The sequence below is a fragment of the Aeromonas sp. sia0103 genome, from assembly GCF_963895295.1.
GTDB lineage: Bacteria > Pseudomonadota > Gammaproteobacteria > Enterobacterales > Aeromonadaceae > Aeromonas > Aeromonas encheleia.
In genome coordinates this window covers 1-13831 of record NZ_CAWQKG010000011.1, presented here as the reverse complement: position 1 = coordinate 13831, position 13831 = coordinate 1, and the positions used below count along the sequence as shown (strand labels likewise).

Here is a 13831-nt window from a genome sequence, read left to right as displayed (position 1 = left end):
GAAGGTGGCGATGAAGAAGTTACACACCCTGATCCTCGCCCCGGTTGCCATGGCGGTACTGCTCAGTACCGCCAGCTGGGCCGCCGAGCAGCCCGCCTTGTCCGATCGCGCCTACCGCGCGGTCAACAAGGCGCAGGCGTTGATCACCGAGAAGAAATACGGCGAGGCGAATGCCAAGCTGCAGGAGGCGCTGTCCGGAGTAGGCGAGCGGGTCTACGACAAGGGTGTGATCCTGCAGACCCTCGGCTTCGTGGCGGCGCAGCAGGAGAAGTACGGTCAGGCGACCAAGTACTTCGCCGATGCCATCGCCACCGGCGGCCTGCCGCAGCCGGTGGCGCAGCAGGTGCGCTACAACCTGGCCCAGCTCTACATGGCGGAGGGCGACTTCAAGGCCTCCATCAGCACCATGAACCAGTGGTTCGCGAGCCTCGGCAAGGATGAGAAACCGACCCCGCACGCCTACATCACCCTGGCCAACGCCCATGTGCAGCTCAAGCAGTATCGAGAGGCCATTCCGGCGGTGGACACTGCGATCAAGCTGTCGGCGGGCAAGGCACCCGAGTCCTGGTATCTGCTGAAGATGGCGGCCCACTACGAGCTGAAACAGTACAAGCCGGCGACCGAGGTGCTGACCGCCCTGGTCGACAGGTACCCGGAGAAGAAGAAGTACTGGACCCAGCTCTCGGCCATGCAGATGCAGGCGGGCAACGATGGCAAGGCGCTGGCGGCGCTGGAGTCGGCCTACCACCTCGGCATGCTGACCGAGCCGGCCGAGTTGCAGCGCCTCGCCAACTACCTGGCCTTCTCCGGCATCCCCCATCGCGCCGCCCGCGTGATGGAGAAGGCCATGAAGGACGGCGTCATCGAGGGCAACGCGGCCAACTACAAGGCGCTGGCCAACTACTGGCATCAGGCCAAGGAGCTGGATCCGGCCATCGATACCCTGGCCAAGTCCTACCAGCTGGCGCCCAATGCCGAGCTGCAGCTGAAGATGGCGCGCATGATGATCCAGAGCAAACGCTACCAGGATCTGGTGGCCCTTGCCGCCAAGCCGGCGGCGAATGCCAACGGTGAACAGCGCGCCGATCTGAAGTTCCTGACCGGGGTCGCCTACTTCGAGCAGCAGAAGCCGAAGGAGGCGCTCAGCGCCTTCACCCAGGCGGCTCAGAACGGCAACGTCAGCGGCCGCGCCTCACCCTGGATCAACTTCCTGAAAGAACAACAGGGCGGCGCCATCACGCAATAAACCAGGTCGCAGATTGACCCTGGCCACTCGCGGCAGGACGGGCCCCCTCCCCGTCCGCTGCACATAACAAGGGGTTAGCCCCGCAGATTGCCTTGGTGGCAATTGGCCGCTCTTCGGAGCGGTCTTTTTTATGCTCGCGCTCTCCTTCCTTTATATCTGCCATAAAAAAATCCGGAGCCTGGGCTCCGGATTGGGTCGTATCGATACGGGCAGCGCCGTGACGTCGCCCGCCATACCAGACTCAGTAGTTACACACCAGCTTCCAGCTGCCGTCGCCGGCCTTGGGTTCGCTGCTGGTCCACCAGTTCGCCTGCCAGACCGCCTTGCCATTGGTCAGGCGATCGTTGGCGTTGGCGTGGTCCCCTTGCGGCCAGCTCGGGTAAGCCGGATAGCTCGCCGGGTTGACGCTCTGGGCGCTGCAGCTGGTGCCACCGCTGCCACCATCGCCACCGCCGCTGCCCAGCACCGCCTCGGCCAGGGCCGGAAAGTCGGCCTTGAGGCCTATGGTCTGGCTGCCGCTGACGAGACGAATGCCACTTGGCACGCCCGCCGCCGGCAGGTAGTAGGTCATGGCCACTTCCACCTCGGTGCCCGGTGCCCAGGCCTTCCAGCTTGGCAGCGTCATGGCCACCTTGTGGAAGTCCTTCTCGCCCGCGATGCCATCCGAGTTCTGGTTGCCACCGCTCTCGACCACCTTCAGGCCCATGCCACTCTGATCCGTGATGGTGTCAGAGGTGGAGGTCGGCACCAGGAACTCGATGCGGGTCCCGCCCGGTATGGTCTGGGTCGACTTGTTGGTCAGTTTAAGCGTCGGGTTGATCGGGTAGTTGGAATCCCCCTCCTTGAAGCCGCTCAGGCTGACGCCGATGTCGAGCTGCGCCGCCGGGGCAGGCAGATCGTTCTGCTTCAGATTGGGCTGGCTCGCCGTCCTGAACTTGTCGTAGGCCAGGCTGGTGAGGGTGCTGCCCATGACATATTCGTTCTTGGCCGGATCGAACGCGTAATCCCCCGCCATCTCCCAGAACATGACGCCCCCCAGGCCGCGCTTGACGATGTAGTCCAGCTTCTTGCCCATGGACTCTTCATCTTCGGTGGAGAGGAACACCTTCTTCTCCTCGTTCCAGAGCCAGGGCGCCTGCGCCTTGTCATCGTAGTAACGCACGTACTTGCCCTGGATCACGTCGGCCGGGTTGTTCGGATCCAGACCCCAGGCCTGACCGTAGCTCGGCAGGGTGGTGATGCCGAGGCTGGCCGCGTGCTCCAGGTTCTTGGCATGCCACATGGGCACGGCGCCGGCGCCAACCTCGTTGCCGTTCTTGTCCAGATCGTGCCAGATGTTGTCGATGCCGACAGCGCCGTTGCCGCAGGGGATGGTGCTGCCACCGGTGCCCGGCTGGCAATTGCTCTGGCTCGGCAGGGCCGCCTTGCCGTTGAGACCATGGGTACCGCCGGTGACCCCTTGCCAGCCACGGGTGTAGTAAGGCACCCCTATGTTGATCTTGCCGGCCGCCAGGGCGCCACGGAAGTAGTGGGCCGACCAAGCCGCGTTCAGATAGCCGATGGCGCCGTACTGGGCCTGGCTATAGACGCCCCACTGGGCCAGCTCCGGATCCGCCTTGTTGTCGAACAGCGCGGCGTTGTGGGCCACGAAGTTGTTCCAGGCGCCGTGGAAGTCATAGGTCATCAGGTTGACGTAATCCAGGTACTGGGTGACCTGGAAGTTCTCCATGCCGCGCAGCAGATAGGCCGACGCCGGTGAGGCTATGGTCAGCATGTACTTGCGGCCATCCTCGGTGCCGGCGCTGTCGAGCCGGTTGCGCAGGGTCTTCATCAGGACTTCGTAGTTGGCAAACAGCTTGGCCCGGCACTGGTTGGAGAGCGGGAAGTCGTTGGGGTTGCCCGCATCCTTCATGGAGGTGGGGTACTCGTAGTCCACGTCCACCCCGTCGAAGCCGTACTGGCGGATGAAGCCCACCGCCGAGTCGGCGAAGGCGTTGATGCCGGCGGTGTTGACCGAGCAGTCGCCCTTGGTGGTAGCGGTATAGAAGCCACGAGTATCGGCCCAGCCCCCCACCGAGATCAGGGTCTTCACGTCCGGATACTGTTTCTTGTATTTCGACAGCAGGTTGAGGTGACCCTGGTAGGCAAACTCCGGATCCATCTCGGCGCCCGGCACCCCCTCCCAGGTCAGCTTGGTGGCGGCGTCGTCCACCTTGATCAGGTGGCTCTGCTCATCCACCGCCGCGAAGGCGTAGTTGATGTGGGTGATCTTGTCCCAGGGAATGTCGTTCACCAGGTAGGCGGGCAGGCCGTTCTTGCCGGTGCGCCAGGAGGTGAAGTAACCGATGACCCGGCGGGCATGGTCATCCCCCATACACTCGCTGCCATCGGCGCGGTAGATCTGGCGAATGTCGCAGGAGAGGTTGCCACCCGTGGGGGGCAGCGCGGCCTCTTCCACCTGGACATCGACCTGGGCCGACTCACCGACCAGGTTGGCCTTGTCGGTCGCCACCACCTTGAGGCCGGCGACCCCCTTGCTCTGGGGCGTCCAGTTCAGCTGCCAGGGGGCGCTACTGTCTTCACCCACCTTCTGGCCATTCACATAGAGCTCGACCCTGGCCACATCGTTGTTGGCATCGGTCACATCGGCCGTGACCGTGGCGACCCGGCCCAGGGTCAGCCTGGCGCCGGCGGCCGGGCTGCTGATGCTCACCTTGGGCGCTTCCGGGGCCACCGCGGCGCTGACGGCGAAGCTGACATCTGCCTCGCTCAGCAGCTTGCCATCCTTGTCCAGGGCGCGGGATTTGAGCTGATGGGGGCCGACGCCGCTCGCCACCCAGCTGGCCGACCAGGGGGCCGCGCTGCTCAGTGCGACCTGGGTGCCATCGATCAGGTACTCCACCTTGACCAGGGCGCTGCTGTCACCGCTCAGGGTTACCGCCAGGGCCACAGGCACCCCCTCGTTGAAAGCGTTACCAACGGCGGGCGAGCTTATCGCGAGCCCGAGGCCCGGCGCCGTGCCGCCATCGCTGAAGGGTTTCCAGGCATCGGCCCAGACGGTACCCACCCCGGGCGCATAGTGATAGGGCGAGGCGCCACACCAGCCGGAGTAAGGAAATTCCTTGCACTCATAGAGGTTGCCGACGTTGCTGACGACATCGCCAGCCTTGTAGGCGGTGCCGGACTGATAGGCGGGATAGGCGGCTTGCGCCCAGGCGGGCATGGCCGCAAGGGCGACCAGCATGGCGAGCCTGCTGGGCCTTAGGGTCTGTTGCATATTGTTATCATCCTTGTTTTATCTTGGCTTTTAAGACCGGGCAAAGCGCAATAGCAACAGGTGAGAAAGGGTCGACAACAGGCCATGGACGGGGCCACATCCCCTCATGTCACCCTGGGTAACCCCGCTGTCTGGCCAGTATCCGGCAGATCGGAGGCTTTGCGTCCCGGCATCACTGCCGGTTTGCCCTTTACCTGGGTTCCGTGAGGAACAGGGCGAGTATAGGAAGCAAGTGGCCGAGTCTCAATCTTCATTCTCGAAGAAAAATATGTAAACGCCACCAAGCCCCCCCGCATCCTCCCGCACAGCCGGTGACACTTTTATCATTAATTTCAAAATGTTAGCCACGTCATAAAAACGAAACAGGCCTCTTTTGCCTCCCCATAATGTGCGTTGGCTCACTGGTATGATGTGCCAGAAATGTGACAATGCGCGCCCTTGGCCAAGGCGCCAAGGCTATGGAAACACTGGCAAAAATAAAAAAGGAATACCCATGAAAGGAACACCTACCCTGCTGTCGCTGGCCGTGGGGCTCGCGCTCGCGTCCCCCTCAATCCATGCCGCCGGCTTCAGCTGCCCGGCCGACAACGCCCTCACCCCCATCCCCGCCATTCAGGGCAGTGGCGACAAGAGCCCGCTGATCCCGGACGATCTGTTTGAAAGCCCCCAGACGGTGGCCGTCAAGGCGGTGGTCAGCGCCCTCGGCGAGAGCCTGAACAAGGGCTTCTACCTGCAGGATCTCCAGGGCGATGGCAACCCCCAGAGCTCGGACGGCATCTTCGTCTTCCTGAGTGACATCAACAAGTACCCCGCCATCCAGCCGGGGGCCGAGCTCTGTCTGGAAGCCAAGGTGGCGGAATACTACGGCCATACCCAGCTCAAGCCGGTCCTGGATAGCAAGATCCCGCGCCTGCAGGTGCTGGCGCAGGGCAGCGCCCCCGCCGCCGTGCCGCTGCGGGTGCTGGAGGGTGAGACCCTGGCCCGGGCGCTGGAGCGTCACGAGGGGATGCGGGTGCGGCTCGATGCCGACAGCGCGCTCAAGGTCAGCCGCAACTTCAGCTACGACTACGCCGCCCGGCGCAACAACCTGGTGCTCGCCCATCAGGCCCCGCTGATGAAACCGACCCAACTGCACGTGGCGGGCAGCAGCGAGGCCAAGGCACTGGCACAGGCCAATGCCGACAACCGGGTATTCCTCGAATCCGACTTCAAGGCCGCCGACGGCAAGCTGCCCTGGCTGCCCGCCTGGGAGCCGGAGCAGGGTTACCTGCGCATCGGCGATGCCCCGGTCAACCTGGAAGCCCTGGTGGGTTACAGCTATGACGAGTACCGGCTGATAGTGCCGAAGGGGCAGACCATCACGGCCGGCGATCTGCTGCGCACCGACGAGAACGATCGCCAGAGCGCCCCGGCTCGGGTCGCCGGCACCGATCTGCGGGTCGGCAGCTTCAACGTGCTCAACTACTTCACCAGCCACTCCAGCGTGGGCGGTGCCCTCAACGTGCTGTGCCAGGATCAGGCGGATGCGGACAGCGCCAAGGGTTGCAACAGGGGCGCCAAGAACCTGGAAGATTTCCAGCAGCAGCGCACCAAGATAGTCAACGCCATCACCGAGATGGACGCCGATCTGCTCGGCCTGATGGAGATGGAGAACAACGGCTTTGACGAGCACTCCGCCATCAGCGATCTGGTCACGCATCTGAACGCACGGCAGAAGGATGCCAGCCAGCACTACGCCTTCGTCAGCCTGCCCAAGGCGCTGCTCGGCGAGGAGCGCTACTTCGGTGGCGACGCCATCATGGTGGCCATGCTCTATCGCCCGGCCAAGCTGACCCCGAACGGGGAAGCCGGTGTGATTCAACTGCCGCAGCAGCGTTACATCCTAGGCGGCGTCGCCAAGAGCGCCGGTCAGCGCGACTCCCTGGTGCAGAGCTTCACGGTGGCGGGCAGCAAGGATCCCCTGACGCTGGTGGTCAATCACCTGAAATCCAAGGGTTCTGGCTGCTTTGAGAACGGGGACGGCAAGACCGAACCCGCCGATCTGCAGGGCAAGTGCACCGAGTTTCGGGTGAGTGCGGCCAAGGTGCTGGGCGAGGCGGTGAACAAGCTGCCGGGCCAGGTGCTGCTGGTGGGTGACTTCAATTCCTACGCCAAGGAAGACCCGATCCGGGTGCTGACCGACTACGATGCGGCCAAGGCGGATCGCAAGATCCGCTCCGCCTCCCACACCTTCGTCGGCGAGCAGCCCTACGAGCAGCTCGGCCAGGAGGTGAGCAAGAGCTATGGCCTGGTCGATGTGAACGTCAAGTTCAACCAGGAGAAGGCCATCTCCTACAGCTACGAGGCCGAGCTCGGCACCCTGGACTACGCCCTCGCCAACCCGGCGCTGGCCAAGAAGGTGGTGGCCGTCGCCGACTGGCACATCAACTCCTACGAGAGCAACCTGTTCGAATATGGCCGCGGCTTCACCGGCGACATGATCAAGTCCGACAACCCGTTCAGCGCCTCCGACCACGACCCCATCATCGTCGACCTCAAGCTGCAGGAGCCAAGCAATGGCAGCGGGGGTGGCGCCATGGGTGCCCTGCTGCTGGCGCTGTTGCCGCTGGCCTGGCGCCGTCGACACACCTCATGATCCGCTCTGAATAACGAAAAAAGCCCGCGACAGTCGCGGGCTTTCTCATTTAGGCCATTTGATGTGTAAATGAAGAGGCGTTAGCCATGAAAAAAACAAATGCCTGAACAAACAAAAAGGCCACCGCGATAACGATGGCCTTCAATATTTGGTGGAGCTACGCGGGATCGAACCGCGGACCTCTTGCATGCCATGCAAGCGCTCTCCCAGCTGAGCTATAACCCCAAATTTTACTTTTTAAACAAGCGGTTCTGGCGGCCGCTTGTCTTACTGCGAAATAGTGGTGGAGCTACGCGGGATCGAACCGCGGACCTCTTGCATGCCATGCAAGCGCTCTCCCAGCTGAGCTATAACCCCGAAATCTTTACTCTTTAGACAATCGGTTCTGGTGTCCGTTTGCCTTACTGCGAAATAGTGGTGGAGCTACGCGGGATCGAACCGCGGACCTCTTGCATGCCATGCAAGCGCTCTCCCAGCTGAGCTATAACCCCACAAAGGTCGGCCTGGGTGATACACACCGCACTGCCCTGGGTACTGCATTGTCAATTTGGAACCTGGTGGAGCTACGCGGGATCGAACCGCGGACCTCTTGCATGCCATGCAAGCGCTCTCCCAGCTGAGCTATAACCCCTTGGATTCCAGATTGTTCGAGGAGAATTTGGTGGAGCTACGCGGGATCGAACCGCGGACCTCTTGCATGCCATGCAAGCGCTCTCCCAGCTGAGCTATAACCCCAACTCACCTCGGCGCTACCAAAGTTATCTCTGGCAACGGAGGCGCATGATAGGCATCACCCGCTTTGCTGTCAACCCAAAAATAACACCGACTGGAGCGTTTAGTCAAAATTCAAACAGTTAGCTGTTTTTAGCGCCAACCAGATGGCTATCTCACTGTTTTATGTCACAAATATACTTGTCTGCCAAAAACAAAGGGCCCCCGTTCGGGAGCCCTTTGTTGTCAACGACTGGCGCTTATTCGGCGGCCATGCGTGCTTCGATATAGGCCAGGGCGCGATCGATGCGTGCCAGCACCCGCTCCTTGCCCACCAGCGCCATCACGGCGTCGATGGCGGGGGACTGACCCAGCCCGGTCACGGCGACGCGCAGCGGCATGCCGACCTTGCCCATGCCCTGACCCAGCTCGGCGGCAGTGGCTTCGATCAGCTCGTGCAGCGCCTCTGTGGTCCAGGTGTCCAGCGCGGCCAGCTTGGCCTTGGCCAGGATCAGCGGCTCGGCAGCCACACCGCGCAGGTGCTTCTTGGCGGCGGCTTCGTCGAGCGCCTCGTACTCTTCGAACAGATAGCGGCTCTGAGCGGCCATCTCCACCAGGGTGTTGCAGCGCTCGGCCAGCAGGGTCACCACCTCGGCCAGAGTCGGGCCTGTGCTGGTGTCGATGTGCTGCGCGGCCATGTGCCATTCCAGATACTTGGCGACGTGGACCGGGTCCTGGCTGCGCATGTAGTGGTTGTTCAGCCACAACAGCTTGTCGGTGTTGAAGGCGGAGGCAGACTTGGAGATGGCATCCAGGCTGAACAGCTTGATCATCTCGTCCAGGCTGAAGATCTCCTGATCGCCGTGGGACCAGCCCAGACGCACCAGGTAGTTCAGCAGCGCTTCCGGCAGGTAGCCGTCGTCGCGATACTGCATCACGGACACGGCGCCGTGGCGCTTGGAGAGCTTGGCACCGTCATCACCCAGGATCATGGAGACGTGGGCAAACTCCGGCACCGGGGCGTTCAGGGCTTTGTAGATGTTGATCTGGCGCGGGGTGTTGTTGATGTGATCTTCACCACGGACCACGTGGGTGATCTCCATGTCCCAGTCGTCCACCACCACGCAGAAGTTGTAGGTCGGCGCGCCGTCGGTACGACGGATGATGAGGTCATCGAGCTCGGTGTTGGCAAACTCGATGCGGCCACGGACGTGGTCGTCGAACACCACAGAGCCTTCGGCCGGGTTGCGGAAGCGGATCACGTGGGGCGCATCGGCCGGGTGATCGTGCGCCTTGTCGCGGCACTTGCCGTCATAGCGGGGCTTCTCGCCGCTCGCCATCTGGCCTTCACGCAGCGCTTCCAGGCGCTCCTTGGAGCAGAAGCACTTGTAGGCGCGGCCGTCGGCCAGCATCTCGTCGATCAGCGCGTTGTAGCGATCGAAGCGCTTGGTCTGGTAGTAGGGACCCTCATCCCAGTTCAGCTCCAGCCATTCCATGCCCTCAATGATGGCGTCGATGGCCTCCTGAGTGGAACGTTCCAGATCGGTATCCTCGATACGCAGCACAAACTCGCCACCCTGGCTTTTCGCATAGAGCCAGGAGTAGAGCGCGGTACGGGCACCGCCGACATGCAGAAAGCCGGTCGGGCTGGGAGCAAAACGGGTTTTGACTTTCATCTTTAAGCCTTGTGTAGAGGGCCTTGGGCCAATTCATTAAAAAAACCGTCGCATTTTAGCACTCAGAATCACGGATGGGAAAACCATGCAACAGCAGGGGCCTAAATAGGCAAGGATCCGGCCATGCCCCCATTCTTTGAATGGGATCGCAAAACCTCCCCTCTTTTTCCGCTTTGCTGGGCAACATCGCTGGAGAAGTCTCCCGCCCTGCCGATAAATCCGTCAACTATCTACGTTACAAGGAACGCAAGATGCAGTTTCGTTCTATCCAGAATCGCATCCTGGTGATGGCGGGGATCGCCATGACCACGGCGCTGGTCATCCTGATCCTGCTCAATCAATACTCGGGCAAACAGACCCAGCAGCTGACCATCAGCTCCAGTCGTGCCGCGCTGCAGCAGGAGGCCTGGCAGAAGGTGAGTGCCAACGCCCGTGCCGAAGCCGCCACCATCACCCAGCTGCTGCAAAAGGGGCTCTCCTACACCCAGCAGATGGCCGGTACCCTCGCCCTGCAACAGCAGGGCAAGCTGCCGCTGGATCGCCAGCAGGCCACCGATCTGCTCAAGGCGCAGCTCGCGCTGGAGCCACAACTGTACGGCGCCTTCGCCGGCTTCGAGCCGAACGGCTTCGACGGCCAGGACGCCGCCTTCGCCGGTCAGAGTGCGCTGGGCAGCGACAGCAAGGGGCGCTTCGTGCCCTACTTCTACCGTGACAAGGAGCAGATAGGCACCGACCTGCTGCTCTCCATCGAGAAGAGCGATGCCGACGAATTCGGCAACCCGGCCAACGACTACTACGCCTGCCCGAAACGGGAGGGGCGCTCCTGCCTCATCGATCCCTTCAAGGTGGATATCAACGGCCAGCAGGTGCTGGTGAGCACCATCACCACCCCCATCATGGTGGCGGGCCAGTTCAGGGGGATAGCCGCGCTGGATCTGGCGGTGGACTCCATCAGCCGGCAGGCCCAGTCCCTCAACAGCAACATCTATGACGGCAAGGGCGAGACCCTGATCGTCAGCGCCGCCGGGGTCATCACCGGCACCAGCGGCGATGCCAGCCTGCTCGGCAGCCGCGCCGACAAGCTGCTCGGCAACCAGTGGCAGCAATATCTGAAGCCGGAGGTGCAACGCCAGGAGCTGGACGAATCGTTCCGCATCTCGGTGCCCATCATGGTGCCGGGCATGAGCCGCAACTGGGCCATCATAGTCACCCTGCCCTACCAGGTGGTGCTGGCCGGTGCCGACCAACTCGAGAGCCAGCTGAGCGACATGAGCCGGGCCGCCATGACCCAGCAGCTGATCGGCGCCCTGCTGGTGCTGGTGCTGGCGCTGGCCACCATGCTGGTGATCGCCCGCAGCATCACGGGCCCCATTCGGCAGATGGTCAGCCTGGTGGATGACATCGCCGATGGCGAGGGGGATCTCACCAAGCGCCTCAACACCCAGTCCAAAGACGAGCTGGGGGCACTGGCCCGCGGCATCAACCGCTTCATCGATAAGCTGCAGGTACTGCTTGGGGATGTGCAGAAGACCGCCAGCGAGGTAAACCGCCACGCCGGTGACACCGACAGGATCGCCGTCCAGACCGATACCAACCTGCAGCATCACCAGGCGGAGATGGAGCAGATGCTGACCGCGGTGCAGGAGATGTCCTATGTCAGCCAGGAGGTCGCCACCCACGCCAACAACACCGCCGACTCGGCCAAGCAGGCCCAGAGCGCGGCGGATCAGGGCAAGGTGCGCTTCCAGCAGGTGATCCAGTCCATGCACAGGGTCGCCGCCGAGGCGGGCAAGGGGGCCGAGGTGGTCGAGGGGCTGGCCCACGACAGCGAACAGATCACCAGCATCCTCACCGTGATCCAGGGCATCGCCGATCAGACCAACCTGCTGGCCCTCAACGCCGCCATCGAGGCAGCCCGGGCCGGCGAGCAGGGCCGCGGCTTCGCGGTGGTCGCCGACGAGGTTCGCAAGCTGGCCGGCAACACCCAGCAGGCGGTGCAGAATACCCAGGAGTTGATCGAGAAGATCCGCCACAGCTCGACCAACGCGGTCAACGCCATCCAGCAGAGTCAGCAGCTGACCCATCAGGCGGTGGGGGAAGCGGATCTGGCGGAGGCGGCGCTCGGCAGCATCTACCAGGCCATCTCCACCATCAACGACATGACCTACCAGATCGCCTCCGCCGCCGAGGAGCAGAGCTCGGTTGCCGAGACAGTCTCCGGCAATCTGTCAAAAACCAACGCACTGGCCAACGACATCGCTCAGGATGCGACTCAGACGGCCAAAGCCAGCCAGGCCTTGCGCCAGGCGGCGGAGCGTTTACAGCAATTGCTGGGACAATTTCGTCTCAGCTGATAATTTTCATGCTCTGGACTCTCCCCCTCGGGGGCGAGTCCGTTTACCATAGACGGCATATTTGCCTGATGGCAGGCAATGTAGTGAGAGGTAAATGCCGTGCCCACCCCGGACCGTCGCCCACGTGGCCATAACAGACGTGCCCAGCAGCGTCGCCAAGACGAATCACAAGGATCCCTGCTCCATCGTATCAATGCCGCCACCCTGCCCCTGCGTCAACGCCTCGGCCAGGGCATGAGTGGTTTTGGTCAACGCAACAAGGACACCCAGAAGGGTTCATTCAAGCTGACCAGCCCGCTGCCGCGCAAAAACACCATAGGCCTGCTGGTGCTGGTGCCCATCTGGCTGCTGCTGCTGGCCTGGGAGCCTGCGCCCTCGGCGCCCAGCGTGGCCCCTTCCGGCTCGCTCGCCGTGCCGCTGGCCGTGCCGACCCAGGCGCTGACCGTTGGTAGCGCCGCCACCGGGGGAGCAGTGCAAGCCGCCAAGCCGGTCGAGGAGAAGGTGAACGGCAGCTGGCTGCAACACGATGTGCAGGCCGGAGAGACCCTCTATTCCATCTTCCGCAAGTTCGAGCTGCCGGGCGCCGAGCTGAGCCGGTTGATCGCCATCGAGGGGCCGGATCGCCCGCTGACCCGACTGCAATCGGGCAAGTCGGTGTTCATCCTGGTGGATGACAGCCGCCGCATCCAGCGGGTCGAGATCCGCTCCTTCGGTCAGGTGAGTTACCGCTACGACCGGCAGGGTGAAGGGTTTGCCCTCAAGGAGTGATGCAACGGGAGGCTGATGAGCCTCCCGTTTTTTTGAGCGGACCCATGAAACAAGCCGCTGGCTTCGCAATAGTTTTAGCTTGCTCAAAAAATGAAAAGTGCCAAATTGACAAGGGATCGGGCTTCAGTACAATCGTTTGTGCTTTCGACAGGGATTGTACTGCATGCTACTGGGACAAATTGACGTAGTCAGTCATGGGTAGGCCCCTGCATCCTAGGCAAATGCTGCCCAACAAGGCGTTAGTTTCATTTTGTTATAGATAGGACTTACCACATGTCTGACATTCGCACCGGCCAAGTAAAATGGTTCAATGAGACCAAGGGCTTTGGCTTCATCGAGCAATCCCAGGGACCGGACGTTTTCGTTCACTTCTCCTCCATCCAGAGCACTGGTTTCAAGACCCTGGCTGAAGGTCAAAAAGTCCAGTTCACTGTGACCGATGGCAAGAAAGGCCCTCAGGCTGAGAACGTGACTCTGCTCTAAGCCGCACCCGTGAGCTCGCAGGAGGAGATCGACTCCTCCTATTTTTTTGCCCGCCATTTACCTCCCTCTCCCCGCGCCAACCAAGGCACGCCCTCCAATCGACAAGCGCCCTGCCATACCGGCACAATGCATAGACTGTGACTCTGGCGAGGCCAGCACGCACATGATGTCCCAGCTGATCAAATACAGGCGAAAGAGACCGATACGGCGGAATATGTTTGGGAAAATGGGAAAATAAAAAGGTGATATAGAGGCATGCAGTTGAACTGCGATATCGAAGGGATGGGGCACTACGAAGAGAGATTGGAGCGGGAAACGAGACTCGAACTCGCGACCCCGACCTTGGCAAGGTCGTGCTCTACCAACTGAGCTATTCCCGCAACAGGATGTCATCTGCACATGATTGGAGCGGGAAACGAGACTCGAACTCGCGACCCCGACCTTGGCAAGGTCGTGCTCTACCAACTGAGCTATTCCCGCAACGGAATATCATCTGCAAACTTTTGGAGCGGGAAACGAGACTCGAACTCGCGACCCCGACCTTGGCAAGGTCGTGCTCTACCAACTGAGCTATTCCCGCAACAGGATGTCATCTGCACATGATTGGAGCGGGAAACGAGACTCGAACTCGCGACCCCGACCTTGGCAAGGTCGTGCTCTACCAACTGAGCTATTCCCGCA

General features: G+C 61.9%; 7 protein-coding genes, 9 tRNA genes and 1 riboswitch. Of the genes, 5 read left to right on the top strand and 11 right to left on the bottom strand.

The window, feature by feature from the left end:
- The first annotated feature begins 10 nt into the window (after nucleotides 1-10).
- Nucleotides 11-1246: a tetratricopeptide repeat protein gene (locus AACW18_RS02715; RefSeq protein ID WP_218387771.1), complete on the top strand. Its 1236-nt coding sequence runs from the start codon at nucleotides 11-13 to the stop codon at nucleotides 1244-1246.
- Nucleotides 1247-1487: 241 nt separating this feature from the next.
- On the opposite strand, the gene AACW18_RS02710 is transcribed toward AACW18_RS02715, so the two are convergent.
- A complete protein-coding gene (locus AACW18_RS02710) occupies nucleotides 1488-4490 on the bottom strand; it encodes a glycosyl hydrolase family 18 protein (RefSeq protein ID WP_218388336.1) in 3003 nt (1000 codons plus the stop codon).
- 147 nt (nucleotides 4491-4637) lie between these two features.
- Nucleotides 4638-4721: riboswitch (cyclic di-GMP riboswitch) on the bottom strand.
- 295 nt (nucleotides 4722-5016) lie between these two features.
- Between AACW18_RS02710 and AACW18_RS02705 the strand changes: the two genes are divergently transcribed.
- Nucleotides 5017-7158, top strand: coding sequence for an ExeM/NucH family extracellular endonuclease (locus AACW18_RS02705; protein WP_218387770.1), 2142 nt, complete (start codon nucleotides 5017-5019; stop codon nucleotides 7156-7158).
- 149 nt (nucleotides 7159-7307) lie between these two features.
- On the opposite strand, the gene AACW18_RS02700 is transcribed toward AACW18_RS02705, so the two are convergent.
- The 6 genes from AACW18_RS02700 to gltX all read right to left on the bottom strand — a co-directional run bounded on the left by AACW18_RS02700 (nucleotide 7308) and on the right by gltX (nucleotide 9545).
- Nucleotides 7308-7383 (bottom strand) — tRNA-Ala (locus AACW18_RS02700).
- A 56-nt stretch (nucleotides 7384-7439) separates the two neighbouring features.
- A tRNA-Ala gene (locus AACW18_RS02695) sits at nucleotides 7440-7515 on the bottom strand.
- A 58-nt stretch (nucleotides 7516-7573) separates the two neighbouring features.
- Nucleotides 7574-7649: transfer RNA gene (locus tag AACW18_RS02690), tRNA-Ala, on the bottom strand.
- A gap of 64 nt (nucleotides 7650-7713) precedes the next feature.
- Nucleotides 7714-7789 (bottom strand) — tRNA-Ala (locus AACW18_RS02685).
- Nucleotides 7790-7817: 28 nt separating this feature from the next.
- Nucleotides 7818-7893: transfer RNA gene (locus AACW18_RS02680), tRNA-Ala, on the bottom strand.
- Nucleotides 7894-8129: 236 nt separating this feature from the next.
- Nucleotides 8130-9545 (bottom strand): glutamate--tRNA ligase, encoded by a 1416-nt coding sequence (gene gltX / locus AACW18_RS02675; RefSeq protein ID WP_218387769.1) that lies wholly within the window; start codon nucleotides 9543-9545, stop codon nucleotides 8130-8132.
- A 251-nt stretch (nucleotides 9546-9796) separates the two neighbouring features.
- Between gltX and AACW18_RS02670 the strand changes: the two genes are divergently transcribed.
- From AACW18_RS02670 to AACW18_RS02660, 3 genes are all read left to right on the top strand, one after another.
- Complete coding sequence (locus tag AACW18_RS02670) at nucleotides 9797-11899, top strand: methyl-accepting chemotaxis protein (RefSeq protein ID WP_218387768.1); 2103 nt, start codon at nucleotides 9797-9799, stop codon at nucleotides 11897-11899.
- Nucleotides 11900-11998: 99 nt separating this feature from the next.
- Nucleotides 11999-12667 (top strand): LysM-like peptidoglycan-binding domain-containing protein, encoded by a 669-nt coding sequence (locus AACW18_RS02665; protein ID WP_218290480.1) that lies wholly within the window; start codon nucleotides 11999-12001, stop codon nucleotides 12665-12667.
- Between the two features lie 273 nt (nucleotides 12668-12940).
- The gene (locus AACW18_RS02660) at nucleotides 12941-13150 is read left to right on the top strand and encodes a cold-shock protein (RefSeq protein WP_042651683.1); all 210 of its coding nucleotides are present in this window, start codon (nucleotides 12941-12943) and stop codon (nucleotides 13148-13150) included.
- Nucleotides 13151-13454: 304 nt separating this feature from the next.
- Here the strand turns inward: AACW18_RS02660 and AACW18_RS02655 are convergent.
- The 4 genes from AACW18_RS02655 to AACW18_RS02640 form a co-directional block, all read right to left on the bottom strand.
- A tRNA-Gly gene (locus AACW18_RS02655) sits at nucleotides 13455-13530 on the bottom strand.
- A gap of 24 nt (nucleotides 13531-13554) precedes the next feature.
- Nucleotides 13555-13630: transfer RNA gene (locus AACW18_RS02650), tRNA-Gly, on the bottom strand.
- 24 nt (nucleotides 13631-13654) lie between these two features.
- Nucleotides 13655-13730: transfer RNA gene (locus AACW18_RS02645), tRNA-Gly, on the bottom strand.
- Between the two features lie 24 nt (nucleotides 13731-13754).
- Nucleotides 13755-13830, bottom strand: a tRNA-Gly gene (locus tag AACW18_RS02640).
- Nucleotide 13831 lies beyond the last annotated feature (1 nt).

Excerpts from the sequence above, each read along its gene's own strand:
- AACW18_RS02715 (WP_218387771.1), top strand. The coding sequence starts at position 11 with ATGAAGAAGTTACACACCCTGATCCTCGCCCCGGTTGCCATGGCGGTA.
- AACW18_RS02710 (WP_218388336.1), bottom strand. The coding sequence starts at position 4,490 with ATGCTGGTCGCCCTTGCGGCCATGCCCGCCTGGGCGCAAGCCGCCTAT.
- AACW18_RS02705 (WP_218387770.1), top strand. The coding sequence starts at position 5,017 with ATGAAAGGAACACCTACCCTGCTGTCGCTGGCCGTGGGGCTCGCGCTC.
- gltX (WP_218387769.1), bottom strand. The coding sequence starts at position 9,545 with ATGAAAGTCAAAACCCGTTTTGCTCCCAGCCCGACCGGCTTTCTGCAT.
- AACW18_RS02670 (WP_218387768.1), top strand. The coding sequence starts at position 9,797 with ATGCAGTTTCGTTCTATCCAGAATCGCATCCTGGTGATGGCGGGGATC.
- AACW18_RS02660 (WP_042651683.1), top strand. The coding sequence starts at position 12,941 with ATGTCTGACATTCGCACCGGCCAAGTAAAATGGTTCAATGAGACCAAG.